The organism is Dyella sedimenti, assembly GCF_022760995.1.
Lineage (GTDB): Bacteria > Pseudomonadota > Gammaproteobacteria > Xanthomonadales > Rhodanobacteraceae > Dyella > Dyella sedimenti.
This window is the reverse complement of sequence record NZ_JAKWJO010000004.1, coordinates 227,510-254,070: the sequence shown is the minus strand read 5'-3', so window position 1 is coordinate 254,070 and position 26,561 is coordinate 227,510. Positions and strand designations below refer to the sequence as shown.

The window sequence follows — 26,561 nt, the reverse complement described above, 5'->3', positions numbered from 1 at the left end:
AAAGAATGAATCGCAATTTATCGCGGTCAATGTCGATAATTCTTGCGGCTGACCGTGCCGATAGCATCGGTAGCGATCAACTCTCCGCCCACTGCCTCAGCAGGTTGTGGTACACGCCGGTCAGTTGCAGTACGGCTTGCGCGTCGGCGTTGGAGTGGGTCAGGGTCTGGATGGCGGTGTCCATCTCGAGCAGCAGGCGGCGCCTGGTGTCGTCGCGGATCAGGCTCTGCACCCAGAAGAAAGCGGCGATGCGGGCGCCGCGGGTGACCGGGGCGACGCGGTGCAGGCTGCTCGAGGGATAGACGATGATGTCGCCGGCGGGCAGCTTCACTTCGTGCTCGCCGTAGGTGTCGCTGACGATCAGTTCGCCGCCGTCGTATTCCTCCGGTTCGGCGAGGAACAGGGTGCACGAGACGTCGCTGCGCAACTGGCTGCCATCGGGCAGCGCCATCACGGCGCCGTCGACATGGAAGCCGTACTGGCCGCCGCCTTCGTAGCGGTTGAAGCGCGGCAGGAGGGTGCGCAGCGGCAGGGTGGCGGCGTGGTAGAGCGGGTGTCGGGCGAGCGCCTGCAGGATCTCGCGTCCCAGTTCCTCGCGCAGCGGCGAGGCGTCGGGCAATTGCAGGTTGCGCTTGACCTTGGCGCCCTGCGGGCCGACGGTCTCGCGGCCGTCGGTCCAGCCGGCCTGGTCCAGTGCCTGGCGGAAGCGCGCGACCTGTGCACGATCGAGGATGTTGGGGATATGCAGCAGCATGGTGATTCCCTCCGGTGGATCGCGGCCTCGTCGTCGTCCTGGCGAGGCCGTCACCCCGGCAGGCCGGGGTGACGTCGTCGTGCGGTCAGAAGCGGATGTTCGCCGTAATCATGGCCGAGCGTGGTGTGCCCGGAGTGTAGCGGTAGCCGCTCTTGTTGATGGCGGCGACGTAGTCCTTGTCGAACAGGTTGTAGACGTTCAGGCGCAGGTCGAAGTGCTTGTTGATCGGGTACGAGGCCATGGCGTCGAACACCCAGTAGGCCTCGGTGTAGGCCGGGGTGCCGATGGCGCCGTCGGTGCCGCGCTTCATTTCGCCGTTGTAGCGCGCGCCGCCGCCGATGGTCAGGCCGAAGGGCAACAGGTAGCTGGTCCAACTGGTGAAGGCTTTCTTGGGTGTGTAGGCCAGGTCGGAGGATCCGTCCTCGGAGACCGCGGTGCCGGTGACCACGCTGGCGTTCATGGTGGTGAAGCCGGCGCTCACCGCCCAGTTGTCGGTGATCTTGCCCACGGCGCTGAGCTCCACGCCCTGCACGCGCTTCTTGCCGATCTGGTAGTAGAGCTGGGTGACCGGGTCCTGCACGAGGTCGTTGGTCACCGTGGTCTGGTACAGCGCGCCGGTCAGCAGCAGGCGGCCATCGCTCAGCTCCCACTTGGTGCCCACTTCGTAGGTGCGGGCGCGTTCCGGCTCCAGGTCGGGGTTGTCCAGGCTGTTGGTGGAACTGCTCAGGGCGAGCGTGCTGCCGCCCGGCGGCTCGGCCGATACCGCGTAGTTGGCGTAGAGGGTGCCATTGGGCGCCAGCTTGTACAGCACGCCGAGCTTCCAGTTGGCCAGGTTGTCGCCCGTCTTGGCGGCGACGCCTGGCACGATGCTGCCGTTGGGCAGGCTGCCGCACACCGGGTTGCCTCGCGCGCCGCACTGCACGCTGCTGTAGTAATCGGTGTCGTAGTGGTCGAGGCGGAAGCCGGCATTCACCTGCCAGCGCTCGGCGAACTTCAGCGTGTCGAACACGTAGGCGGAGGCGGTGTTGGTCTTGGCGTTGCTGTAGGCGCCGGTCGGGCCATAGATAAGGCCGGTGACGTCCCAGTTGGGATCGTACAGGTTGGCGGCGGGCCAGGCGGAACCGTTGAGCGCGGCGATGCCGGCCGTGGTGGCCTTTTCCTGGGTCAGCTCGATGCCGGTGCTGAGGTTGTGGGTGATCGCGCCGGTGTCGAAATTGGCGGTGAGGTTGGCCTGGTCGGTGATGATGCGGTTGACCTGGTGCTTGAAGGTCGGGTTGCTGCGCGCGATGGTCCAGGTCGACGGGTCGCTCGGGTCCGGCGTGAGCAGGTTCGCCGCGCTGCCCATGAACGAGGTCAGCAGGTAATCCTCCGCGGTGCGGCCCCAGCGCAGCGTATTGTGCAGCGCCAGGTTGTCGCTGAAGTCATGCTCAAGGCGCACGGTGAACATGTCGGCCTTGACGTGGTCATGGTCGGCGGTGGTGCCGTAGAAGTTGGAGGAATCCACTTCCGGTGCATTGTTGAGGAACGGGCGCGCCGGGTCCGGGCTGCTGTAGCCGGGCAGGCCGATGGTGGGCACGCCGCCATCGGGCACGTTGTCCTGCTTCACGTGCAAGTAGTCGACATAGACGCGGGTGGCGGTGCCCAGGCCGAAGGCCAGGCTGGGCGCCACGCCCCAGCGGTTGTTCTCCACCTGGTCGCGGCCGGGTACGCCGCTGTCCTGGCCCATCACGTTGAGGCGGAAGGCCGAGGTGCCGCCGATGGTCTGGTTCCAGTCGGCGGTGGTGCGGCGCTGGTCGGCGCTGCCGTAGGAGAACGAGGCGGTCACGCCGTTGTTCAGTTCCGGCTGCTTGCTGACCATGTTGATCGCGCCGGTCGGCGCGGTACGGCCGTTGTCGGTGCTGGCCGGGCCCTTGATCACTTCCACCTGCTCGGTGTTGAAGATGTCGCGCGAGATGCTGCCCAGGTCGCGCACGCCATCGACGAAGATGCTGTTGGACGTGTCGAAGCCGCGCATGTACACCGCGTCGCCGGTGGAGGTGCTGCCGTTCTCGCCCACGTAGAAGGTACCCACGCCGGGGCTGTTGCGCAGGGCGTCGGTCAGCGTGGTGGCGCCCTGTTCGAGGAACAGGTCCTTGCCGATCACGGTGACGGTCTGCGTGGTGTCCAGGATGGGCTGGGTGAACTTGGGCGAGGCGATCTTATCGATCTTGTAGTCGCTGACGGTGTCGGCCTCGACCTGCACGCCGGGCAGGTTCTTGGTCGTGGTGGGCGTGACGGCGTCCGTGGGGGTGTCGGCGGACAGCGCGGGCTGCGTCATGGCCAGCCCCGTCATCAGGGTGGCGGCGCTCAGTGCGCTGCGGGTGACCGGGTGCTTGCGACTTTTGATATGGGCCATGGATAGATGGTCGTCAGGTAGATGGGGCCGATACGGCGCCATGCCGGGCAAGCGGCATGGACGATGGCGTTGGCGGATCGTTGGGTGATGCGGACGGCTGGCCCGTCGGGGGCGGCGGCCGTTGGTTCAATGAATGTTATTTTTAATGAGAATGATTTGCAATATTTATCGTCAGGCAAGTGCGACCCGGCTCGGGGAGGGCAAGGCCGCGCGATTGGGTTAGCCTGGGCAGCCAGGCAGGCTTGGAGAACGGAACATGCGGATTCTGGTGGTGGGTGCGGGGGCGACCGGGGGGTATTTCGGCGGCCGCCTGCTGGAGAGTGGCAGTGACGTCACTTTCCTGGTGCGGGCGACGCGTGCGGCCCAGTTGGCGCAGCACGGCCTGGTGATCCGCAGTGCCCTGGGCGACGCCGAGTTGCCCGCTCCGCCCACGGTGCAGGCCGATGCGCTGCGCGGGTCATTCGACCTGGTGCTGCTGAGCTGCAAGGCCTATCACCTGCCGCAGGTGATCGAGGACATGGCCTCGGCGGTGGGACCGCAGACGATGGTGCTGCCGCTGCTCAATGGCATGCGCCACCTGGACCTGCTGGACGCCCGCTTCGGCGCTGACCGGGTGCTTGGCGGCCAATGCGTGATCGCCGCCACGCTGGATGCCCAGGGCGAGGTCCGCCATCTCAACCAGTCGCACGGCCTGACCTTCGGTGAGCGCGACGGCAGCCGTTCGCCGCGCGTGGAGCGCGTGCTGGCGGCGATGTCGACGGCACGCTTCGATGCGCGGCTGAGCACCACCATCGTGCAGGACATGTGGGACAAGTGGGTATTCCTGGCCTCGCTGGCCGGTATCACCTGCCTGATGCGCGCGCCGGTCGGCGACATCATGGCGGCGCCGGGTGGCGAGGCGGCCACGCTGCAACTGCTGGACGATTGCCGTCGCGTGGCCGCGCTTCAGGGCCATGCCCCCGCGGACGCCGTGCTGGCGCGGGCGCGCGGCGTGCTGACCGAGGCCGGCTCGTCGCTCAGCGCATCGATGATGCGCGACCTCGAGCAGGGCGGGGCCATCGAGGCCGACCATGTGGTGGGCGACCTGCTGGCGCGTGCCGGCGGCGAGGCGGAAAGCCTGGCGATGCTGCGCACCGCCTATGCCCACCTCAAGGCTTACGAGGTGCGGCGCGCGCGAGGCGGCTGAGCCCTCTCAAGGTTTGCGCGGCACGATGGCGGGGTCCTCGGTGGGGCAGGATGGCGGCCCGGAGGGCGGCGTGCTGTGTGCCGTCAGGTTGCGTCGCAGGCCCTGTTCCGGGGTGACCCACAGCTTGCCCTGTTCGGCGCAGGACTCGGCGTAGTTGTACAGGGCAAGCGTGCTTCTCGGATCGAAGTCGACGAAGCTGTTCTGCGGGTAGTCCACGGGAATCGAGGTCATCACGAAACGGATGTCCAGCTGCCGGCTGAGCGCGATGGTCTCGGTGATCGCCTCGCGGGTCTTGTAGGTGAGCCCGGCGGCAAAGCTGGCGGTGAGCACGGGCAACGTCTGCACCGGCGTGGTCCGGGGAAAGCGGTGGACCTGGCCGTTGACGATCATGTAAAGGTGGGCGCCGCGCAGCATCGACAACGACTCGGGATGCAGCTCGGCGATCAGCGGCGCGGCGAACACCGGCGCGGTGACGCTGCCGTCGACGTGCATCTCGTCGTAATGGTGCTCGCCGTCCTGCACGTGCATCAGCACCGGCGGGAACATGCCCGGCACGCTGGCCGAGGCGATCAGCACGTCGCGGAAGGTTTCGCGCGCGGTCTCGCCGCCGCGTGCGGCGATGGCGCCCATGTCCCACAGCACCGTCTCGTCCTTGTCCAGGTCGGTGGTGGCGATCACCAGCCGGCGCCCCTTGGCGTTCTCGCGCGCCACCGCCTCGATCATCGTGGGCGTCACGAAGCCGTCGACCAGGCGGAACAAGGCGCCATGCCGGTTACCCAGCGGAAACACCAGGCGCGCCAGCAAAGTGCGGGCGGGCGAGCCCAGCAGGTGCGCGGTATGGTCGCCGCCGAAGGCCCGCACCATGGCGTCGTCCCAGTCCGGTCCCAGGTAGGCGAACGGTGCCAGTAGCCCGCCCACGCTCACGCCGGTCACCAACTCGTACTGGGGACGCTGGTGGGCGCGGCTGAGCCCGGTCAGCGCGCCGATGCCGAACGCTCCGCTGGCGCCGCCGCCGGAGAGCGCGAGGATGTCGATGGTGCCGTCGGAGGCCGAGTCGCGGATGCCCTGGAAGAATTCCGGCGAGCGCTTGGCGAACTGCTCCATGTCCGCGGCCAGCAGGCGGACCTTGGCGGTATAGCCTTCCGGCACCGCGCCGGAGATCAGCCGTGGCGGGGCCGGGCGGCGGGCCGTGGTGCCGCAGCCGGCGAGCATTGCGAGGACCAGCAACAGGAGCGCGGTTCGGCGCATCGTTCTCTCCCCCCGGGAGCGTGGATCCAAGGCGCGGATTGGGCCATGCCGCGCGTGTATCGACCGTGTGCGGATCAGCGAAAAGCAAAAGGCGCCGCGCTTGCGCGCGGCGCCTTTATGCCGGTCACGCGGACCGGCGGCGGCTTACCAGATCTTCACCTGCTTGTCGCCCGAACGGACCATCGGGTCGGTGGGCTTGCACTGGAACGCGGTGGCGAACGCCTCCATGTTGGACGGTGCGCCGATGGCGCGCAGCGAGGCAGGGGCGTGCGGGTCGGTGTTCAGGCGCAGCAGCGCCTCCTTCTCGCGGATGTTGCCGCGCCACACGCGTGCCCAGTTGAGGAAGAAGCGCTGGTCCTCGGTATAGCCGTCGATCTTCTCGCCGGCTTCCTGCGGGTTCTTCTTCAACGCTTCCTGCAGGGCGTCGTAGGCCACGTTCAGGCCGCCCAGGTCGGCGATGTTCTCGCCCAGGGTCAGCTTGCCGTTGACGTGCGCATCCGGCTTGTCCTTGACCGGCGTGTAGTCGTTGAACTGCTGCACCAGCTTGTCGGTGCGCGCCTCGAACTTGGTCCGGTCGTCCTTGGTCCACCAGTTGGCGTTGTTGCCGTCGCCGTCGAACTGGCTGCCCTCGTCGTCGAAGCCGTGGCTGGCCTCGTGGCCGATCACCGCGCCGATGCCGCCGTAGTTGATCGCGTCGTCGCCGTTGGCATAGAAGAACGGCGGCTGCAGGATCGCGGCCGGGAAGTTGATGGTGTTGTCGGTCGGGTTGTAGTACGCGTTGACCGTCTGCGGGGTCATGCCCCATTCCAGGCGGTCGGTCGGCTTGCCGATCTTGGCCAGGTCGTACTGGTAGTTGAACTTGGCCGCGGCCATGACGTTGCCGTAGTAGTCGCCCTGCTTGATCTCCAGGCCCGACCAGTCACGCCACTTGTCCGGGTAGCCGATCTTCGGCAGGAAGGTGTTCCACTTGGCGATGGCCTTGGCCTTGGTCTCGTCGCTCATCCAGTCGAGGTTCTGGATGCGCGCCTTCAGCGCGTTGCGCACGTTGTCCACCAGGTCCTTGGCACGCGCCTTGGCTTCCGGGGTGAACATCTTGGCCACGTACAGCTGGCCCAGCGCCTCGCCCATCGACTCGTTCACGCCACCCAGCACGCGTTTCCAGCGCGGCTTCTGCTCGGGCTGGCCGGACAGGGTCTTGCCATAGAAGTCGAACCGGTTGTCCTGGAAGGCCTGGCTGAGGTACGGCGAGGCATCGCTGATGACGTGGTAGCGCAGGTAGGCCTGCCACTGGTCGACCGGCGCGCTGGCCAGCAGCTTGTCGAACTCGGCGAAGAACTTCGGCTGCGACAGCGAGAAGCCCTTGTCGACGGTCACGCCCTGGGCCTTGAAGAAGGCTTCCCAGCTGAAGTGCGGGGTGATCTTGTCCGCTTCCTTGACGGTGACGAAGTGGTACTGGTTTTCCGGGGTGCGCAGTTCCACCGGGGCCAGCGAGGCCTTGGCCAGCTCGGTCTCGAAGGCGAGCACCTGGCCGGCCTGCTTCTTGGCGTCGGCCTCGGACACGCCGGTCAGCTCGAGCTCCTTGGCGACGTGGTCGACGTAGGCGTCGCGGATGTCCTTGTACTTGTCGTCCAGGTAGTAGTCGCGCGTGGGCAGGCCCAGGCCCGACTGGAAGGTGTAGCCGATCTGCATCTTGGCTTCCTTGAAGTCGGCGCCGGCGCCGAACTGGAACACCTGCGCATCGCCCTGGGCGAAGCCCTGGGTGATGTAGTCAGCCACGTCCTTGCTGTTCTTCAGCGCGGCGATGGCGTCGAGCTTGGGCTTGATCGGTTCGAAGCCGGCCTTCTCGATGGCCGCCTCGTCCATGCCCGAGGCGTACAGGTAGCCGATCTTCTGCTCGATCGAGCCGGCCTTGGCGTTGGCGGCGTCCTTGGCGGCCGCATCGACGATGTCGTGCTGGGTGTTGAGGCTGTCCTCGGCGAGCTTGTCGAACGCGCCCCAGCGGGTGCGGTCGTTCGGGATCGGGTTGGCGGCGACCCACTTGGCGTTGACGAAACCGTTGAAGTCCTGGCAGACCTGGCCCGCGTCGCCCAGTTCGCTCACGTCGAACACCTTCGGCGCGGGCGCGGCGGCCGGGACGGTGGAGGCGGGCGCGGGGGCCTGGGCGGTCTGCTCGGCCTGCTCGTGCTTGCCGCAGGCGCTGAGCGACAAGGCCAGGCTGACGGCCAGTGCGATGGGCTTCAAATACGGTTTGGTCATGGATTTCCCTCTGAGGTTCGGATGGCCGCCGGGGCGGCCGATGATGGCGGCGATCGCATGGGTCACTGTGGCCGCCCCATATCGCCCGGCTGACTTTTCAGGCTAGGCCGCAAGTCACGGTGCAGACAGTGTCAAAGGTCAGGGGGCCGCCCCGCAACCAGGGCCAGCCAGGCCCGCGCGGCCGGCGACAGCGCGGTGCCCTGGCGCCAGGCCAGCACCATCTTCCAGCGCAGGTCGTTGGAGGCCAGCGGCAGGGCGACCAGGCCGCTGAGCGAGCGGTCCTCCACCACCAGGCGCGGCAGCAGGGCCACGCCGCCGCCGGCGGCCACCAGGGCCAGGATGAAGTCGACCTGGGCGCTGCGCACGGCTTCCCGCGGTGCCACGCCATGGCGCGCGCAGGCCTCGCGGATCAGGCGGTTCAGCGCGAAGCCTTCCTCGAACAGGACCAGCGGCGTGTCGCCGAGCCATTCCAGCCGGAAACGCTTCGCCGCGGCGCGCGGGTGCGCCTGGGGCAGCAGGGCGAGCATCGGCTCGTCGCGCACCGGCTGGTGCGCCAGGCCCTCGCCGACCGGCAGCAGGGTGGCGGTGATCTCCAGCTCGCCGGCCAATACCGCCTGTTCGAGGCGACGGCTGCCGTGTTCCAGCAGCCGGATCTCGATCTGCGGGTGCTGATGGCGGAAACGCGCCAGCAGCGGGGCGAACAACACGTTGCTGCCCAGCGGCGGCAGGCCCAGCCGCAGCTCGCCGCGGCGCAGGCCGCGCAGGGCGTCCAGTTCCTCGCGCAGGCGGGACGACTCGGCCAGCATGGCCAAGGCATGGCGATGCACCACCTCGCCGGCAGCGGTCAGGCGCACGCCGCCGCGTCCGCGTTCCAGCAGGCGGTCGCCCAGCTCGTCCTCCAACTGGGCGATCGCCTTGCTCAAGGTGGGCTGCGTGGCGTGTGCGTATTCCGCTGCGCGGGCGAAGCCGCCGTGACGCACCACTTCCACCAGGTAGCGCAGGCCGCGCAGGTCCATGGTCTATTCCTCTTTGGCATGGAAAGCATGGAAACAATTCATTTCCATCATAGACCCGGCGACGCTAGCCTGCGCGCATGAATTCCCTCCATGTCCGTATGCGCTGGCTGGGCTGGCGGCGTCCCCGGGTGGCGCGCTGGGCGCAGGTGGCGCTGATCGTCCTGTTCTGGTTCGCCTGCGACCTGACCAGCCGGCGCCTGCATCTGCCGCTGCCCGGCAGCGTGCTGGCGATGGCCCTGTTGCTGGTGCTGCTATTGGCTGGCGCGGTGCCGGCCGCCAGCCTGCGCCGTGGCGCGGACTGGCTGCTGGCCGAGATGCTGCTGTTCTTCATTCCCGCCGTGATGGCGGTGTGGCAACACCTGCCGCTGCTGCGCGCGGAAGGCGTGCGCATCCTGGCGGTGATCCTGGTCGGCACCGTGTTGGTGATGGGCACCACCGCGCTGCTGGTGGACCTGGTGTTCCGCTGGAGGCAGCGCCGTGCGGGATGAACTGCTGTCGCTGCTGTGGCTGGTCATCACGCTGGCCGGCTATTACGTGCTCAAGCCGCTCTATCGCCGCCTGCCGCGCTGGTGGACCTCGCCGTTGCTGACCGTGCCGCTGCTGTTGGCCGCGCTGGGCCTGCTGCTGGGCATGGACTATCCCGCCTATATCCGCGACACGCACTGGCTGGTGCTGATGCTGGGGCCGGCGACGGCGGCGTTCGCGCTGCCGATCTTCCGCTACCGCCAGCTGATCCGAGCGCACTGGCCCGCCCTGCTGGCGGGCGTGCTCGGCGGCAGCGCGATGGCCATCGCCAGCGCCTGGGAACTGGCCACATGGTGCGGGCTGGACGACAGCGTCCGGCGCAGCCTGCTGGCGCGCTCGATCACCACGCCGCTGGCGATGCTGGTGTCGTCGGACATCGGCGGCGTGCCGGAGTTGACCGCCCTGTTCGTGGTGATTACCGGCGTGGCCGGCATCGCGCTGGGCGAGTTGCTGCTGCGCCACCTGCCGTTGCGTTCGGCGCTGGCGCGCGGCGCCCTGTTCGGCGTCGGCGCGCATGGCGCGGGCACCGCAAGGGCCTATGACGTCGGCACCGAGGAGGGCAGCGTGGCGAGCCTGGCGATGGTGCTGGCGGGACTGCTCAACGTACTGCTCGCGCCCTGCCTGTCGCACCTGCTGCGCTGAACCTGAAAGCATGGGAAATCGCAGGAAAATGCGTCCTGTAGTTGTTATTCGGCTGTCACCTTGGACGCCTATCGTCCGGGCCTCCAGCGCTTGAGGGGGAGCGCACCACCCGCGACCGTAGGGAGCCTTCCATGCGACACCATCTCGCTGCTTGCATTGCCGCGTGCGTCTTGAGCCTTTCCGCAGTTTCGCTTGCGCAAATCCCTGTTCACGCCGAGACGGCGAACAACGTTGGCTGGCCTCCTGGGAAAGACGTCCGGACGGCCACGCCGATCAAGCATCTGGTCGTGATCTTCCAGGAGAACGTCTCCTTCGACCATTACTTCGGCACCTATCCGGATGCGGCCAATCCCCACGGCGAGCCGGCGTTCTATGCGCGGCCCTTCACGCCCAAGGTCAATGGCCTGAGCCGCGCGCTGCTCACGCACAATCCCAACCAGGCCAACAGCGCCAACGGCAGCGGCGCGATCAACCCCTTCCGCCTCGACCGCACACAGGCAGCCACCGCCGACCAGGACCATTCCTACGGACCCGAGCAGAAGGCGTTCGACGGCGGCAGGATGGACCTGTTCCCCGAGTTCACCGGCGCCGGCGAAACGCTGCCGGGCGCACCGGCCGACGAGGAGGGCAACGGCCAGGTAATGGGTTACTACGACGGCAACACGGTGACCGCGTTGTGGAACTACGCGCAGTGGTTCGCGCTGAACGACAACAGCTATGGCACCACCTTCGGCCCGTCCACGCCGGGCGCGATCAACCTCGTCTCCGGCCAGACCAATGGCGTGACGCAGACGCTCAACGGCACCGGCAACGAGGTGGACGACGGGCAGGGCGGACTGACCCTGATCGGCGACGCCGACCCGATCGGCGATGTCTGTTCCTCGCCCACCGGCAACCAGGTGCAGTTCGGCGGCCGCAACGTCGGTGACCTGCTCAACGAGGCCGGCGTCACCTGGGGCTTCTTCGAGGGTGGCTTCGACCTCACCCAGACCAACGCGAACGGCACCACCGGCTGCAAGCGCAGCACGCTGTCCGCGGTGACCCAGGTCACGGAGAGCGACTACATCCCGCATCACCAGCCGTTCCAGTACTACCCGTCCACCGCCAACCCGACCCATGCGCGTCCCACCTCGGTGGCGAAGATCGGCCACCAGGGCGACGCGGCCAACCACCAGTACGACATCGACGACTTCTACGCGGCGGTGAGCGCCGGCAATTTCCCAGCGGTGAGTTTCCTCAAGGCGCCGGGCTACCAGGACGGCCATGCCGGCTACTCCGATCCGCTGGACGAGCAGGCTTTCGTCGTCCATGTGATCAACTTCCTGCAGCAGCAGCCGGACTGGCGCGACACCGCCGTGGTGATCGCCTATGACGACTCCGATGGTTGGTACGATCACCAGGCCGCGCCGCGCGAGAACGCATCCAGCACCAGTTCCGACGCCCTGGACGGCGCCGGCGAGTGCAAGGCGCATGGCACGCTGCCGGGCGTCAACAGCAAGGGCAAGCCGGTGCAGGGCCGCTGCGGCTTCGGTCCGCGCCTGCCGCTGCTGGTGATCTCGCCGTGGGCGCGCAGCAACTACGTGGACCACACGCAGACCGACCAGTCCTCGATCACCCGCTTCATCGAGGACAACTGGCTGCGTGGCCAGCGCCTCGGCGGCGGTTCGTTCGATGCGGTGTCGGGATCGCTGGAGTACATGTTCGATTTCTTCCAGCCGCTCCCCGACCAGCGCAAGCTGCTGCTCGACGAGCAGACCGGCCAGCCGGTGAAGCAGCCGCCGTCGTGGCCGTGGGCCAGCCTGCCGCATTCGCCGCGCGGCTGATCCGGCAGTAGCGATGATCGCGCCCTGGCCATCGTGCCGGGGCGTCCCTGGCCATCGTGCCGGGGCGTTTCGCTTGTCCATGCATGGAGATTGCCACCTTGCATCCTTCGCGTCGTCGTTTCCTCGAGGGCCTGGGATGGCTGGCCGGCGCGGCCAGCCTGAGGGCATGGAGCATGCCCATGGCCATGCCGGCCAAGCACGGTGGAGCGCTGTGCCGGCATCCGGTCGCCGACCAGACCCAGGTGCCGCGCCTGCTCGATCCGAACCGGCTCGCGCCCTTCGTCGATCCATTGCCGGTGCCCGAGGTGCTGCGTGCGTCCTCACGTCCATTGCAACTGGTGATGCGCGAGAGCGAACAGCGCCTGCACCGCGACCTGCCGCCGACACGGCTGTGGACCTATGGCGGCAGCCTGCCGGGACCGACCATCGAGGCGCGCAGCGGTGAGGCGCTGGCGGTGAAATGGAGCAACCAGTTGCCACTCAAGCACTTCCTGCCGATCGACCATCACGTGTGCGGCGCCGAGCCGGACCAGCCGGAAGTACGCGCGGTGGTGCACGTGCATGGCGCGCGCGTGCCGGCGACGGACGACGGCTATCCCACCGACTGGTTCGTGCCCGGCCAGTCGCGGCGGCAGACCTATCCCAACCGGCAGGATGCCGCCACGCTGTGGTACCACGACCACACCATGGGCATCGAGCGGCTCAACCTCTACGCGGGCCTGTTCGGCATGTACCTGCTGCGCGACGAGCACGAGCTTTCGCTGGGGCTGCCCAGCGGCGAGCACGAACTGCCGCTGGTGCTGAGCGACCGTCTGCTGACCGAGGATGGCCAGTTGTACTACCCGGTGTCGGGCGTCAGCGACGCGCCGTGGGTACCGGAAGTGTTCGGCAATGCGATGCTGGTGAACGGCGCGCTGCTGCCCAGGCTCGACGTGCGCGCGCGCCGCTATCGTTTCCGTGTGCTCAATGCCGCGAACGGACGCTTCTTCCGGCTGAGCCTGCGTGGCCAGCGGCCGTTCCTGCAGATCGGCAGCGACCAGGGCTTGCTGGCGGCGCCGGTGTCGCAGACCAGCCTGTTCCTCGCGCCGGGCGAGCGCGCCGACCTGGTGATCGATTTCGCCGGGCTCGGCGGCGGTGGCATCGAGCTGATGAACGATGCGGTGTCGCTGATGCGCTTCAACGTGGCCGCTGGCCAGGAGAGCGATGCTAGCCGGGTGCCGGCCGTCTTGCGCGAGGTGGTGCGCGTGCCGGAGTCGAAGGCCACCCATGCGCGCGTGCTGACCATCGACGAGTACGCCGACTGCGTGGCCGCGCCGATGCTGATGCTGCTGGACGGCAAGCACTGGCACGAGCCGGTGAGCGAGAAGCCGCGCCTGGGCGATACCGAGATCTGGAGCCTGGTGAACCTCACCGAGGACACCCACCCGATCCACCTGCATCTGGTGCGCTTCCAGATCCTGGACCGCCGCCCGTTCGACGTGGATGAATACCTGGCCTCCCGGACGCTGCGCTACACCGGCCCGGCGCAACCGCCGCCGCCGCACGAGGCGGGCTGGAAGGACACGGCGCAGGTCTATCCCGGCATGGTGACGCGCTACATCATCACCTTCGAAGGCTATGCCGGCCGCTACGTATGGCACTGTCACCTGCTGGAGCACGCCTCCAACGAGATGATGCGACCGTTCGAAGTGGTGGCGTGACGCGGGAGCGTTATTCCTGGGTCTGTTTCAAGGTCGCCGCATCCAGCTTCAGCACCGGATATGCGCCCACGTCCTGCGTGGCGTACCACGGCGAACGCTCGAAGAAGAAGGACAGGCGCGCCTCGGGACTGGCGGCGAAGGCCGCGTCGTCGCGCAGCTTCCGCTCGAACTCGGCCTTGAGCGACGGGTCCTTGGCCAGCATGTCGCGCGCCAGCTTTTCCAGCACGCGCGGCTCGCCGTATTCCTTCGGCTCGAAGATGGCATTGAGATAGCCCCAGCGCAGCAGCGAGTCCGGCGCCTGCGGTTCGAGCAACTGGATCGCCACGTTGGCGCCGCGCTGGTCCATCGGCACGATCGCCGAGCCGGCCGGCAGCTCCACCTCGCGCGTGGTGTCGGTGAGCTGGACATCGCGCAGCATCAGGTGGCCCTCGAACGGTTTGGAGGCCCACTGCGGCTGGTCCAACTGGTAGGCCGCGGCCTTCACCTTCATGGGCCGGGACAGGCGCCGGTAGGCGATGCCGTGCGCGTCGAGCCGGTCGATGATCGCCGTCCATGGCGCCGGGATGGCGTAGGCGGCCGGGGGCGTGATCGATACGTCGGGCAGCAGGCCGTTCCAGTTGGGAATGGTGTAGCTCTGCCTGTGGCTGGGGTCGTACTGGATCCAGTCGCTGTTGGAGATGTCGCTATGGGTGATGCTGAAGCGATAGCCCTTGAACTCGAACGGCGTGGACGTGGGATCGGGCTTGAAGGTGAGCGGCACGCGCGCCTGCGCATCGCCGGCGCGGGCGATCACGTCGGCGTCGGCCTGGCGATTGGCCGCCAGCAGGGCGCCGGTGTCCTTCGCCACCTGCTCCAGGGTCAGCTCGACCAGGTCGTAGGTGCCGCGCACGCGCACCTCGTAGGGCTTGAGCATATGGGTTTCCACCAGCAGGGCCGGGCGGTTCCGCAGGGCCACGTAGCCGGTGGAGAAGCGCGGGCCGGAGCCGAAGTTCTCGATGCCCTTGCGCGGGTCGCGGCCATCCTTCATCTCCAGGTAGATCGAGGACAGGTGGCCGCGCTTCTCGTAGGCCGGCATCACCTTGTGCACGAACAGGTCCTGCTGCCAGGCGCTGACGGCGGGATCGAGCTTGTGCGGGTCTTCCAGGTACCAGGTCAGGTCGTACTGGTAGTCCGCGCCGTCGGTGGTGTGGATGTCCATGAACAGGTCGGGCTGCCAGCGCTGCCACAGCTTCAGCCAGCTGCGCATCTCCGGCGCGTCGGCCTTGACGTAGTCGCGGTTGAGGTTGAGGTACTGCGCCTGGCCGCGGAAGCCCATGCTTTCCGGCCCGTCCTGGTTGATGCGGTGGTAGGGCGAGCTGTTCTCGTGGCCATCCACGCTGAACACCGGGATGTAGACCAGCACCACCTTGTCCAGCAGGTGCGGCAGCTTGCCGGTGACGGCAAAGTCGCGCAGCAGCATCAGGCCGGCGTCCTTGCCCTCGATCTCGCCCGGGTGGATGCCCGCCTGCACCAGCACCACCGGCTTGCCTTGCGCGTGGACGGCGGCCGGATCGAAGGTGCCGTCGCCACTGGCGATCACCACGACCATCGGGCGGCCCTGGGGCGAGGTGCCGTAGGTGTCCAGCTTCAGCTTGCCGGGCGCGGCACGGGCCAGGCGCTCAAGGTACGACAGCGTATCGGCGTAGCTCGGCGTGGTGCGGAAGTGCGAGGCCTCGGCGGGCGTGGTCCAGTCGGCGGCCCGCGTGTTCATCGCGGCCAATCCCAGCAGTGTGGCGGCGAACAGCGGCGTCGGTTTCATGCGTTGTCCTGGGTGTGGTCGCGCGGGGCGGCCGGCGAGGCGGGCAGGGTATCCGGGGCGACGGCGCCGCCGGAGATGATGAAGGCCATGGCCTGGTCCATGGTCCAGTCGGTCGGCGTCAGCTCGTCCACCGGCACCACCTCAAGGTAGCCGCCGGTCGGGTTCGGTGTGGTGGGGATATAGACGGCCGCCATCTCGCGGCCGGTGCCTTCCTCGGTCATCACGCGGGTGACGAAGCCCACCACCTTCATGCCGCGGCGGGGGAAGTCGATCAGTACCACGCGCTGCACGCCCGAGGGCTTTTGCTGCAGCACCGCCATCAGCTTCTTGGTGCCGCCGTAGATGGTCTGCACCAGCGGGATGCGCGCCAGCACGGCGTCGAAGCCGTCGATCAGCCGTTGGCCGATCATGCGGTTGGCCAGCCAGCCGATGGCGTACAGCGCGACCAGGGTCAGCAGCAAGGCCAGCATGAACAGGATCACCGCGCTGTTGCGCGCGGCCTCGGCCTGGGGCGAGGTGGTGGACAGCGAGGCGAGCAGGGCCGACACCAGCGGCGCGCCGATGCCGGCCAGCATGCCGAGCACGAACTTGAACACCACCCAGGTCACCCACAGCGGGATGACCGTGAGCAGGCCGGTAAGGAGATAACGCTTCAGGCGCAGGCGCGGCATGGGGAGACCTGGGATGGGGAGAGCGGCATTGTAGGGTAGCCGCCATGCCAGGCATGGTCCGGACGGCACGGTGGCTCAGCGCGCCTTGGGCTTGAGCCGCACGTACAACTGCTTGCGTACCATGGCGACGACTTCGCCGCTACGCGTCGTCACGGGCACCTCGAACCAGCGCAGTACCTTGTCGCCGCTCGCGGCGGCGGCGCGCAGTTCGTCGACGGTGGCCCCATCCAGCCGGAAATGGGCGTAGACGTCCTCACGGCCGGGCGCGACGAAGTCGATCGTGCCAGCCTTGTCCCACACGTAGTAATCACTGCCCAACTGGTGCATGGCCAGCAGCATCCAGAACGGATCGGTCATGGCGAACAGGTTGCCGCCGAACTGGGTGCGCACGTAGTTGCGGTTCCATGGCCGCAGGCGCAGCACCACCCGCACCTCCGACCAGTCCTCGGCCACGTGCTGTACGCGAATGCTGTTGCACAGGAAGGGCGGCCACAGGTTCATCAGGCGGCGGAAGGTCGAGGCGCGCATGGGGGGTCCGGCATGGAGAGGCGCCAAGCATAACCCAGGCATACTGGTTCGTATGGTCGTTTCCGGGGCCTGTGCGGACCCGTTCCTGCGCGTGGGGACGCATGCCTATACTGCGTCGCCAGCGACGGCGCGAGGGGCGCCGCGCACAAAGGGGGAATCCATGGAAAGGTGGTTCAGGCGCGTGCTCGGGTGCGCGTTGTGCGTTGTGGCATTTCAGGGATGGGCGGGTACGGTGGGCTTCACTGACCTGGCCCGCCATGTGCAGTACGACAAGGTGAAGATTTCCGGCGATGGGCGCTATCTCGCCGCTACCACGGTGGTGGGCGACAAGCCGATGCTGGCGCTGCTCGACCTGGCCTCGCTTGGAGAGGGCAAGAAGCCCAAGGGCGTGATGATCAGGCCGCGCGAGGGCAACCAGGTCGTCGATTTCTGGTGGGTCAACGACCATCGCGTGCTCTATACCGAGGGCACCAAGGTGTCCGGTTTCGACAAGCCGTTCGCCACCGGCGAGATCTTCGGGGTGAATGCCGACGGCTCCGGCGCCGAACTGCTGTTCGGCTACCGGGCCGGCAGTTCCTATGGCGATACGCGCGTTCAGCATCGCGAGCCCGAGCGCGCCAACGGCGAGCTGATCAGCCTCTTGCGGGGCGACGACAACCATGTGCTGATCGGCGTCAATCCTTGGGACAGCGGTCCGGATGGGGCCTATACCCAGGTATTCATGATAGACGTGCGTGACGGCAACAAGCATCCGGTGGTGACCGCGCCGCTGCTCAATGCCCAGTTCCTGGTCGACCACCACGGCGTGGTGCGCTTTGCCTTCGGCAGGGACAGCCACAGTTATCCGCAGGTGTATTACCGCGAGAGCGATGGCAAGCCGTGGTCGCTGCTGTTCCAGGGCAGCGCGGAAAAGAGCATCCCCTTCCCATTGGCCTTCAGCGGCGACGACGGCCATGTCTACATGTCCTGCAGCGCGCCGGGCAAGGTCGGGGCGCTATGCCCGTGGGAGGTGGCGACCCGCACGATGCAGGCGCCGGTATGGAGCAGCGACGTGGCCAGCCTGAGCGGGCTGATAGGCAGCCTGGACCAGCGCGACGTGGTGGGCGTGTACTCGATGCCGGGCACGCCGACCGCCGAGGCCATCGTGCCCGGCGCGGATACCATCAAGGCGATCGGCCTGCTTTCCCGCGCGCTGCCGGGCGAGAGCGTGCAGATCGTCTCCAGCACGGCCGATGGCGGCAAGGCGGTGGCGCTGGCGTCCTCGGACATGGACCCGGGCACCTTCTACCTGCTGGACGTGGCCACCGGCAAGGCGCAGCCGCTGCTGCAGCGCGCCGGCTGGATCAAGCCGGACCTGATGGCGGCCAAGCAGCCGGTCGAGTTCAAGGCACGCGATGGCCTGACCCTGCACGGCTACCTCAGCACGCCGCCCGGCAAGGAACAGGCCAAGCACCAGCCGCTGGTGATGTTCATCCACGGCGGCCCCTTCGGCATCCGCGACGATTGGGGCTACGACCCTTACGTGCAGATGCTGGCCACCCATGGCTACGCGGTGCTGCAGGTGAACTACCGCGGCTCGGGCGGCTATGGCCACGCGTTCGAGGCCGCCGGCTACCGCCAGTGGGGCGGCACCATGCAGGACGACGTCACCGACGCCACCCGCTGGGCGATCCAGCAGGGCATCGCCGATCCCGGCCGCATCTGCATCTTCGGCGGCAGCTACGGCGGCTATGCGGCGTTGGAGGGCGTGGTGAAGGAGCCGGACCTGTACCGCTGCGCCATCGGCTACGTGGGCGTGTACGACCTGGCCAAGATGTATACGGACGGCGACATTTCCGACCGCGTCGCGGGCAAGGCCTACCTGCGCAGCACGCTGGGCACCGATCCGGCGGAACTGGCCGCGCATTCGCCGATCAACCAACTGGACCGGCTCAAGGCCAACGTGATGCTGGTGGTGGGTGGCCAGGACCAGCGCGTGCCGCCGGTGCAGGGCGAGAGCCTGCACGCCGCCCTGCTCAAGCGCGGCGTGGCGCACGAATGGCTGTACAAGCCCGACGAGGGCCACGGCTTCTATGACGAGAGGAACGCCGCCGAGTTGTTCGAGCGGGTAACCCGCTTCCTCGATGGACAGATCGGCGGTGGGGCGGCGGCCGGGGCGCCATGATTTCTACAGACTCCCCTCCCTGCCGACGCTAATCGGTCCCCTCTGTAGGAGCGCACCCTGTGCGCGACCGCCTTTTGCCTCGGTCTCCATGTCCGTCATCCTGGCCCTTGCCTCCTTTTGCGGGATGCGCCGGGACGACCAGCCATGAGGCGAAAGGCGTCGCGCACAGGGTGCGCTCCCACAGGGGCAGGCAGCGTGTCCCGAAAAGGGACTCCCTACGGTCGCGGGGGGGTAGGAGGGCACACCGAGCACCCCTCCCCAGCCCTCCCCTGCATGCAGGGGAGGGGGCCAGAGCGCACACGTTTTGGCTCCTCCCCCTGCACGCAGGGGGAGGATGGGAGGGGGGGAGCTTGGATGACACCGAGATTTTGAACAGGCTCTTAGAACAACAGCGAAGCCATCCGCCGCCGATAGCGGCCCACCAGTTCGGCATCGTCCAGGGTGGCGAACGCGGCCAGCAGCCGCTTCTTGGCCTGGCCGTCGTTCCAGTCGCGGGCCTTTTCCAGGATGACCAGGAATTGCTCCAGGCCTGCCGCGGCATCGTCCTCCAGCAGCAGGCGCACGCCCAGCAGATCGCGGGCCGCCCAGTCGGTGGCGTCGGCCTGCACGCGCTGCTGCAGTTCCGGCAGGGACGGTGCGCCCTTCAGCGCGCGGGCCAGTTCCAGTTGGTTGCGCAGGCGCACCGCCTTGGCGTCGGTGGCCAGGTTGGCCGGCAGCGAAGCGAGCTCCGCCTCGGCGGCGTCGGCCTGGCCGGCGCGCATCAGCGCCAGGGCGAGATCGAGCTTCAGCTCGGTCCGCTCCGGTTCGGCGGCGATGGCTTGCTGCAGGCGGTTGATCGCTTCCTCGGGGGATTCGGGCGCCGCCTCGGCGGGGGGCGCGGCATCGCCGTCCAGCGGCTGCACGTGGCGCAGCAGGAATTCCCGCAGCTGGCCTTCCGGCAGCGCGCCGGCGAAGCCGTCGGCGATCTGGCCGTCCTTCACCAGCATCACCGTGGGGATGCTGCGGATGCCGAACATCGCCGCCAGTTGCTGGGACTGGTCCACGTCGACCTTGGCCAGCCGGAAGGCGCCGTTGAACTCGGCGGCGAGCTTTTCAAGCATGGGGCCCAGGGTCTTGCAGGGACCGCACCAGGTGGCCCAGAAATCCACCAGGATCGGCGTGGTCAGCGAGGCTTGCAGCACCTCGGCTTCGAAATTGTCCTCGCGCACGTCGAAAACATGCGTATCGGCGGTCGTGGCACTCACTGGGGACTCCCGTTGGCAATGGCACCCACATCTGGGCGGCATGCAGGATATCAAGGCCGCGCGGGCCCGGGCCCTTGCCCGAACGCGCCCCGAACGGGAGACTTCGCGGCCTGCCGGCGCTGGCCGGCGATATTTGCGAAAATCCCCGGATGACCATGCCAGCGCAAGGCGCCCAACCTGAAATCGCCCCGCCCACGCTGTGGATCTGCGAGCACTGCGATACGGTGTACCGCCGCCGCGTGCTGGCGTGCGGCGAGGTGGCGCGCTGCGCGCGCTGCGACGCCATCCTGGCGCGGCACCACGGGATGGGCGTGCGCGGCATGCTGGCGCTGGTGGTGACGGCGATGATCGTCTTCGTGCAGGCCAATGTCTGGCCCATCGTAACGCTGGGCCTCAACGGCCAGAACATCAGCACCACCCTGTGGGGCTGCATCACGATGATGTGGCGCGAGCATTCGCAGGTGGTGGCGGTGATCGCCGCATGCACGCTGTTCTTCTTTCCCATCGGCAAGATGCTGCTGCTGGGCTGGGTGCTGCTGTACGCCCGCAAGGGCGCGCGCGCGCCGGGCTTCCGGCTGGTCATGGTGACCCTGTACCGCATCGGGCCGTGGACCATGAGCGAGGTGTTCGTGCTCGGCTCCCTGGTGGCCATCGTCAAGGCGCACATGTATTTCGACGTGATCCCCAACGCGGGCGTGTTCGCCTACGGCGTGCTGATGCTGCTCATCACCGCCTTCGCCAGCATCGACGTGCGCCACCTGTGGGACATCACCCGGGAGCGGCGCACATGAGCCGCCTGCCGCGCGCGGGCGAACTGGGGCTGATCGGCTGCCACGTGTGCCAGCTGGTATGCCGCGACAGCGATGTGCCGGACGCGGCCTGCCCGCGCTGCGGCTCGCCGCTGCACCGGCGCAAGTCGGCCAGCTACAGCCGGACCTGGGCACTGCTGATCGCGGCGTTCTTCTTCTATATTCCCGCCAACGTGCTGCCGATCATGCGCACGGTGAGCGTGGGCGACGTGGACGACAACACCATCCTCAGCGGCGTGATCGAGCTGTGGGTCAAGGGGTCGCCGGACCTGGCCATCATCGTGTTCACGGCCAGCATCGTGGTGCCCGTGCTGAAGTTCTTCGCGCTGGGGCTGCTGCTGATCAGCTCGCAGCGCGGCAGCGCCTGGGCCCAGCGCCAGCGTGGCAAGCTGTACCGGCTGGTCGAGTTCATCGGCTACTGGTCGATGCTGGACGTGTTCGTGGTGGCGCTGCTGACGGCACTGGTGCAATTCGGTTTTTTCAGCCAGGTGGAGCCGTTGCCTGGCGTGGTGTTCTTCGGTCTCACGGTGATCATTACCATGTTCGCCTCGATGACGTTCGATCCGCGACTGATCTGGGATGGCAGGGACTTCGATGACTGACAAGCCGCTTGACGACGACCTGCCCGAACCCGTGGTGCAGCGGCCGCGCATCAGCGCCTCGCTGGTGTGGCTGGTGCCGATCATCGCCGCGCTGGTGGGCCTCTCGCTGGTGATCCACGCCTGGGTCCAGGCCGGCCCCACCATCACCATCGGCTTCCAGAGCGCCGAGGGGCTGGAGCCCGGCAAGACCCCGGTGAAGTACAAGAGCGTGGTGATCGGCAAGGTGACCGCCGTGCGCCTCAGCGAGGACCGCACGCACGTCGTCGCCAAGGTGGCGCTGGAGAAGAGCGCGCAGAGCTTCGCCACCGCCGACTCGCGCTTCTGGGTGGTGCGCCCGCGCATCGGCCTGGGCGGGGTGTCGGGCATCGATACGCTGCTGTCCGGCTCCTTCATCGGGGCGGACGTGGGCCAGTCGCAGGAGCCCAAGACCGATTTCACCGGACTGGAAACGCCGCCCACGGTCACCCATGGCTCGCCGGGCAAGGCCTTCGACCTGCATGCCGACGACCTCGGCTCGCTCGACATCGGCTCGCCGGTCTATTTCCGCCGCATCCAGGTCGGGCGCGTGTCGTCCTATCGCCTGAACCCGGACGGCAAGGGTGTCACCCTGCAGATCTTCGTCGATGCGCCCAACGACCAGTTCGTCACCAAGTCCTCGCGCTTCTGGAACGCCAGCGGCATCGACGTGTCGCTGGGCGCGGACGGCCTGAAGGTCAACACGCAGTCGCTGGCCACCGTGCTGGCCGGCGGCGTCGCCTTCCAGGACCCGCCTGGCCCGCACGACAGCACGGCCGCGGAGGAGGGCGCCGTCTACACGCTGTTCAACGACCGCACCACCGCCATGGCGCCGCCGGACGGCGAGCCGAAGTACATCCGCATGCGCTTCAACCAGTCCCTGCGTGGGCTGGCGGTGGATGCGCCGGTGGAGTTCCTGGGCGTGACGTTCGGCCGGGTGGTGTCGGTGAACCTCGATTTCGACGAGAAGACCCAGACCTTCCCCACCGTGGTCGGCGCGGTGGTGTACCCGGCTCGCCTGGGCAAGGCGCACGACAAGCTGGTCGCGCTGGCCAAGGCGCATGGCGACGACGAGCAGATGTCCCAAATGATGGGCCGCCTGGTGGAGCACGGCCTGCGCGCGCAGGCGCGCACTGGCAACCTGCTGACCGGGCAGATCTACATCGCGCTGGACTTCCTGCCCAAGGCGCCCAAGGTGGCCTTCGACGGCGCCACCAGGCCGCTGGAGATTCCCACTGCGCCGGGCGACTTCGACAAGATCCAGCAGCAGGTGGCGGACATCGTGGGCAAGCTGCAGAAGGTGCCGTTCGACAGCATCGGCAAGAACCTCGACGCCTCGCTGGCCGAGCTGGACCGCACGCTCAAGCAGGTCAATACCGGCGTGCTGCCGGAGATGACGCACACCCTCAGGGGGGCGCAGCAGACGCTGGGCAACGCCAACAATGCCTTCGCGCCGGATTCGCCGTTGCAGCAGAACCTCGGCGGCACCCTGCAGGAACTGCAGCGCGCCGCGCGCTCGCTGCGCGTACTCACCGACTACCTGGGCGACCACCCGGATGCGCTGCTGCGCGGCCGCCGTGCCGACGACAAGTTGCCGCCGCCGCCGGCCACGCCGTCACAAGGACAAGGGAGCAAGCCATGATGCGTATGGGATACCTGGGCCTGGCCGTGGCCGCGCTTGCCGTGGCCGCCTGCGGTTCGGTGCCGCCGACGCGTTACTACACCCTGGTGCCGCCGGCCGGCGAAGGCGGCACGCTGGCGCCGGGGGGCTCGCCCTTCCAGTTCGAGCTGCTGCCGGTCGCGGTGCCGGCCCAGGTGGACCAGCCGCAGCTGGTGGTGCGCCAGGGCGCCCAGGGCGTGGCCGTGCTGCAGGGCGAGCGCTGGATCGCGCCGCTGGGCGAGGAACTGCGCGGCGCGCTGTCGGCCGACCTCGGGCGCGATTTCCACGCGCAGGACGTCAGCGGCCTGCCCGCCCAGGGCGCCTCCACCGTGCGCATCAAGCTCGACGTGCGACGCTTCGACTCGGTGCCGGGCAGCTACGCCTATCTCGATGCCGCCTGGAGCGTGCGCCCGCTCAAGGGCGGGGAGCCGCTGGCCTGCACCAGCCGCATCAGCGTCACGGTGGGCGAGGGCTACGACGCCCTGGTGCAGGGCCACCAGCAGGCCATCGCCCGCCTGGCCGGGCAGGTCGGCGCCGTGGCCGGCGCCGTGGCCAACGGCCAGCCCGCCCATTGCCCCGCAAGTTGAGATACCGCAGTGGGAGCGCACCCTGTGCGCGACTGGGAATCGCGACATGCCGGTCGCGCACAGGGTGCGCTCCCACCGCGAGGAAACGGCTATGTAGGGCGGCTTGGCGCCAATTCTGCTAGTCTGCCGCGTTCACCGTCAGTCAGTGCTGACTGGGCAAAACATCACGGCGCCGGACACATGCAGGACATTCAGGATCAGGGTACCCACGAGGGCAGCGAACAAGGCTACCAGCCGCAGGCGGTGGAGACCGCCGCGCAGGCGTATTGGCGCGAGCGGCGCGCCTATGAGGTGAAGGAAGACGCCTCGCGCCCCAAGTTCTACTGCCTCTCCATGCTGCCGTACCCGTCCGGCGCGCTGCACATGGGCCATGTGCGCAACTACACCATCGGCGACGTCATCAGCCGCTACCAGCGCATGAACGGCAGGAACGTGCTGCAGCCGATGGGCTGGGACGCGTTCGGCCTGCCGGCCGAGAACGCCGCGATCAAGAACAACACCGCGCCGGCCAAGTGGACCTACGCCAACATCGAGCACATGCGCGGCCAGCTGCAGCGCATGGGCTTCGCCTACGACTGGACGCGCGAGTTCGCCACTTGCCGCCCGGAGTACTACCGCTGGGAACAGCTGATGTTCACGCGGTTGATGAAGAAGGGCCTGGCCTACCGCAAGAACGCGGTGGTGAACTGGGACCCGGTCGACCAGACCGTGCTGGCCAACGAGCAGGTGGTCGACGGCCGTGGCTGGCGCTCCGGCGCGCTGGTGGAGAAGCGCGAGATCCCGCAGTGGTTCCTCAAGATCACCGACTACGCGCAGGAACTGCTGGACGGCCTGGACACGCTGCCGGGCTGGCCGGACGCGGTCAAGACCATGCAGCGCAACTGGATCGGCCGCAGCGAAGGCCTGGAAATCCACTTTGCGGTGGAGGGCGAGGCCGAGCCGCTGACCGTGTTCACCACGCGTCCCGACACGCTGATGGGCGTCACCTTCGTCTCCATCGCCGGCGAGCATCCGCTGGCGCTGAAGGCCGCCCAGGACAACCCGAAGCTCGCGGCATTCCTGGAAGAACTCAAGCACGGCGGCGTGTCCGAAGCGGAGCTTGAGACGCAGGAAAAGCGCGGCATGGACACCGGCATCGAAGCCATCCATCCGCTCACTGGCGAGAAGATCCCGGTATTCGTGGCCAACTTCGTGCTGATGGGCTACGGTACCGGCGCGGTGATGGCCGTGCCCGGCCATGACCAGCGCGACTGGGAGTTCGCCCAGAAATACAGCTTGCCGATCAAGATGGTGGTGGTCGACCGCGCCGTGCTCGACGCGGTGGCCGAGATCGGGCACGACCTGGCCAAGGGCGTGGGCGCCGATCCGCTGCGCGCCGCGCTGGGCGGCGGCCGCGTCGATGCCTATGAAACCTCGGCGGCGGTGCAACTGATCGCAGACTTCGAAAAGAGCATCCAGCAGGACAGCGCCTACACCGAGCGTGGCTACCTGGTGAACTCCGGCGAATTCGACGGCATGGACTACAGCCAGGCCTTCGAGGCCATGGCCGCGCGCTTCGAGCGCGAAGGCAAGGGCGCGCGCCGCGTGAACTGGCGCCTGCGCGACTGGGGCGTGAGCCGCCAGCGCTACTGGGGCTGCCCGATCCCGGTGATCTATTGCCCCATCTGCGACGCCGTGCCGGTGCCGGAAGACCAACTGCCGGTGGTGCTGCCCGAGGACGTGGCGTTCTCCGGCGTGCAGTCACCGATCAAGGCCGATCCCGCGTGGCGCAAGACCACCTGCCCGCAGTGCGGCGGCCCGGCCGAGCGCGAGACCGACACCTTCGACACCTTCATGGAGTCGAGCTGGTACTACGCGCGCTACACCAGCCCCGGCGCCAACGACCAGGTCGACGGACGCGCCAACTACTGGCTGCCGGTGGACCAGTACATCGGCGGCATTGAGCACGCCATCCTGCACCTCTTGTACTTCCGCTTCTACCACAAGCTGATGCGCGACGCGGGCCTGGTGCGCTCGGACGAGCCGGCCACCAACCTGCTGTGCCAGGGCATGGTGATCGCCGAGACGTTCTACCGCGACAACGCCGACGGCTCGAAGGACTGGATCAATCCGGCCGACGTCGAGATCGAGCGCGACGATAAGGCACGTGTGATCGGTGCACGCTCGAAATCGGACGGCCAGCCAGTGAAGATCGGCGGCACCGAGAAGATGTCCAAGTCCAAGAACAACGGCATCGATCCGCAGGCGATGGTGGACAAGTACGGCGCCGACACGGTGCGCCTGTTTTCCATGTTCGCCGCGCCGCCGGAACAGTCGCTGGAATGGAGCGAGGCCGGCGTGGAAGGCATGGCGCGCTTCCTGCGCCGCTTCTGGCGCGAGGTCACCACGCATGCCGCGCAGCCGGACCATCCGGTGGTCGATCCGTCCAGGCTGGACGCCGGCCAGAAGACGCTGCGCCGCCAGCTGCACGAAACCATCCAGAAGGTCAGTGATGATTTCGGTCGCCGCCATTCCTTCAACACCGCCATCGCCGCGCTGATGGAGCTGCTCAACGCGCTCAACAAGTTCAACGACATGAGCGATCAGGGACGCGCCGTGCGCCACGAGGCGCTGGAAGCCATGGTGCTGCTGCTCAACCCGGTGGTGCCGCACGTCAGCCACGCGTTGTGGCAGGTGCTGGGCCATCCCGAGTCGGTGCTCGAAAACCAGCCGTGGCCGCAGGTCGATAGCGCCGCGCTGGTGCGCGATTCGCTTACCCTGGCGGTTCAGGTCAACGGCAAGCTGCGCGCTACCATCGAGGTCGCCGCGAATGCATCGAAGGAAGAGGCCGAGGCGCTCGCCCTGGCCCAGCCGAACGTGGTGGCCTTCCTGGAAGGCCAGAGCGTGCGCAAGGTGATCGTGGTGCCTGGCAAGATCGTCAACATCGTCGCGGGATGAG

Annotated in this window: 20 protein-coding genes; 11 read left to right on the top strand and 9 right to left on the bottom strand. The window is 67.9% G+C overall.

The window, feature by feature from the left end; translation table 11 throughout:
* Window positions 1–76: 76 nt before the first annotated feature.
* Complete coding sequence (locus MJ605_RS11315) at window positions 77–754, bottom strand: Fe2+-dependent dioxygenase (protein WP_243041619.1); 678 nt, start codon at window positions 752–754, stop codon at window positions 77–79.
* Window positions 755–839: 85 nt separating this feature from the next.
* Entirely contained in the window at window positions 840–3,149 is a 2,310-nt protein-coding gene (locus tag MJ605_RS11310; RefSeq protein WP_243041618.1) for a catecholate siderophore receptor Fiu, read from the bottom strand.
* 256 nt (window positions 3,150–3,405) lie between these two features.
* Between MJ605_RS11310 and panE the strand changes: the two genes are divergently transcribed.
* Window positions 3,406–4,335: a 2-dehydropantoate 2-reductase gene (panE, locus tag MJ605_RS11305; protein WP_243041617.1), complete on the top strand. Its 930-nt coding sequence runs from the start codon at window positions 3,406–3,408 to the stop codon at window positions 4,333–4,335.
* A gap of 6 nt (window positions 4,336–4,341) precedes the next feature.
* On the opposite strand, the gene MJ605_RS11300 is transcribed toward panE, so the two are convergent.
* The 3 genes from MJ605_RS11300 to MJ605_RS11290 form a co-directional block, all read right to left on the bottom strand.
* The gene (locus MJ605_RS11300; RefSeq protein WP_243041616.1) at window positions 4,342–5,583 is read right to left on the bottom strand and encodes a patatin-like phospholipase family protein; all 1,242 of its coding nucleotides are present in this window, start codon (window positions 5,581–5,583) and stop codon (window positions 4,342–4,344) included.
* Window positions 5,584–5,727: 144 nt separating this feature from the next.
* On the bottom strand, window positions 5,728–7,839 hold the full coding sequence (locus MJ605_RS11295) for a M13 family metallopeptidase (RefSeq protein ID WP_243041615.1): 2,112 nt from the start codon (window positions 7,837–7,839) through the stop codon (window positions 5,728–5,730).
* Between the two features lie 131 nt (window positions 7,840–7,970).
* A complete protein-coding gene (locus MJ605_RS11290; protein WP_243041614.1) occupies window positions 7,971–8,855 on the bottom strand; it encodes a LysR family transcriptional regulator in 885 nt (294 codons plus the stop codon).
* 77 nt (window positions 8,856–8,932) lie between these two features.
* On the opposite strand from MJ605_RS11290, the gene MJ605_RS11285 reads away from it, so the two are divergent.
* The 4 genes from MJ605_RS11285 to MJ605_RS11270 all read left to right on the top strand — a co-directional run bounded on the left by MJ605_RS11285 (window position 8,933) and on the right by MJ605_RS11270 (window position 13,545).
* Window positions 8,933–9,343: a CidA/LrgA family protein gene (locus MJ605_RS11285; RefSeq protein WP_243041613.1), complete on the top strand. Its 411-nt coding sequence runs from the start codon at window positions 8,933–8,935 to the stop codon at window positions 9,341–9,343.
* Window positions 9,333–10,022, top strand: coding sequence for an LrgB family protein (locus tag MJ605_RS11280; RefSeq protein WP_243041612.1), 690 nt, complete (start codon window positions 9,333–9,335; stop codon window positions 10,020–10,022). The genes MJ605_RS11285 and MJ605_RS11280 overlap by 11 nt, the downstream gene beginning before the upstream one ends.
* A 200-nt stretch (window positions 10,023–10,222) precedes the next feature.
* Complete coding sequence (locus tag MJ605_RS11275; protein WP_425601005.1) at window positions 10,223–11,845, top strand: phospholipase C; 1,623 nt, start codon at window positions 10,223–10,225, stop codon at window positions 11,843–11,845.
* A gap of 98 nt (window positions 11,846–11,943) precedes the next feature.
* Window positions 11,944–13,545 (top strand): multicopper oxidase family protein, encoded by a 1,602-nt coding sequence (locus tag MJ605_RS11270; RefSeq protein WP_243041610.1) that lies wholly within the window; start codon window positions 11,944–11,946, stop codon window positions 13,543–13,545.
* A 10-nt stretch (window positions 13,546–13,555) separates the two neighbouring features.
* Here the strand turns inward: MJ605_RS11270 and MJ605_RS11265 are convergent, their stop codons facing one another.
* The 3 genes from MJ605_RS11265 to MJ605_RS11255 form a co-directional block, all read right to left on the bottom strand.
* The gene (locus tag MJ605_RS11265; RefSeq protein WP_243041609.1) at window positions 13,556–15,343 is read right to left on the bottom strand and encodes a M14 family metallopeptidase; all 1,788 of its coding nucleotides are present in this window, start codon (window positions 15,341–15,343) and stop codon (window positions 13,556–13,558) included.
* A complete protein-coding gene (locus MJ605_RS11260) occupies window positions 15,340–16,014 on the bottom strand; it encodes a DUF502 domain-containing protein (RefSeq protein WP_243041608.1) in 675 nt (224 codons plus the stop codon). Before MJ605_RS11260 ends, MJ605_RS11265 begins: the two co-directional genes overlap by 4 nt.
* Before the next feature lie 75 nt (window positions 16,015–16,089).
* Entirely contained in the window at window positions 16,090–16,542 is a 453-nt protein-coding gene (locus MJ605_RS11255; RefSeq protein ID WP_243041607.1) for a DUF4442 domain-containing protein, read from the bottom strand.
* Between the two features lie 232 nt (window positions 16,543–16,774).
* On the opposite strand from MJ605_RS11255, the gene MJ605_RS11250 reads away from it, so the two are divergent.
* Entirely contained in the window at window positions 16,775–18,706 is a 1,932-nt protein-coding gene (locus MJ605_RS11250) for an alpha/beta hydrolase family protein (protein WP_243041606.1), read from the top strand.
* 380 nt (window positions 18,707–19,086) lie between these two features.
* Here MJ605_RS11250 and trxA read toward each other — a convergent pair whose 3' ends face one another.
* Window positions 19,087–19,950: a thioredoxin gene (gene trxA / locus MJ605_RS11245; protein WP_243041605.1), complete on the bottom strand. Its 864-nt coding sequence runs from the start codon at window positions 19,948–19,950 to the stop codon at window positions 19,087–19,089.
* Window positions 19,951–20,099: 149 nt separating this feature from the next.
* Between trxA and MJ605_RS11240 the strand changes: the two genes are divergently transcribed.
* The 5 genes from MJ605_RS11240 (at window position 20,100) to leuS (ending at window position 26,560) form a co-directional block, all read left to right on the top strand.
* Window positions 20,100–20,741: a paraquat-inducible protein A gene (locus MJ605_RS11240; protein WP_243041604.1), complete on the top strand. Its 642-nt coding sequence runs from the start codon at window positions 20,100–20,102 to the stop codon at window positions 20,739–20,741.
* The gene (locus MJ605_RS11235) at window positions 20,738–21,361 is read left to right on the top strand and encodes a paraquat-inducible protein A (protein ID WP_243041603.1); all 624 of its coding nucleotides are present in this window, start codon (window positions 20,738–20,740) and stop codon (window positions 21,359–21,361) included. Before MJ605_RS11240 ends, MJ605_RS11235 begins: the two co-directional genes overlap by 4 nt.
* Window positions 21,354–23,018: a PqiB family protein gene (locus MJ605_RS11230; RefSeq protein WP_243041602.1), complete on the top strand. Its 1,665-nt coding sequence runs from the start codon at window positions 21,354–21,356 to the stop codon at window positions 23,016–23,018. Before MJ605_RS11235 ends, MJ605_RS11230 begins: the two co-directional genes overlap by 8 nt.
* Window positions 23,015–23,623: a PqiC family protein gene (locus MJ605_RS11225; protein WP_243041601.1), complete on the top strand. Its 609-nt coding sequence runs from the start codon at window positions 23,015–23,017 to the stop codon at window positions 23,621–23,623. The genes MJ605_RS11230 and MJ605_RS11225 overlap by 4 nt, the downstream gene beginning before the upstream one ends.
* 180 nt (window positions 23,624–23,803) lie before the next feature.
* On the top strand, window positions 23,804–26,560 hold the full coding sequence (leuS, locus tag MJ605_RS11220; RefSeq protein WP_243041600.1) for a leucine--tRNA ligase: 2,757 nt from the start codon (window positions 23,804–23,806) through the stop codon (window positions 26,558–26,560).
* Window position 26,561: the final 1 nt, after the last annotated feature.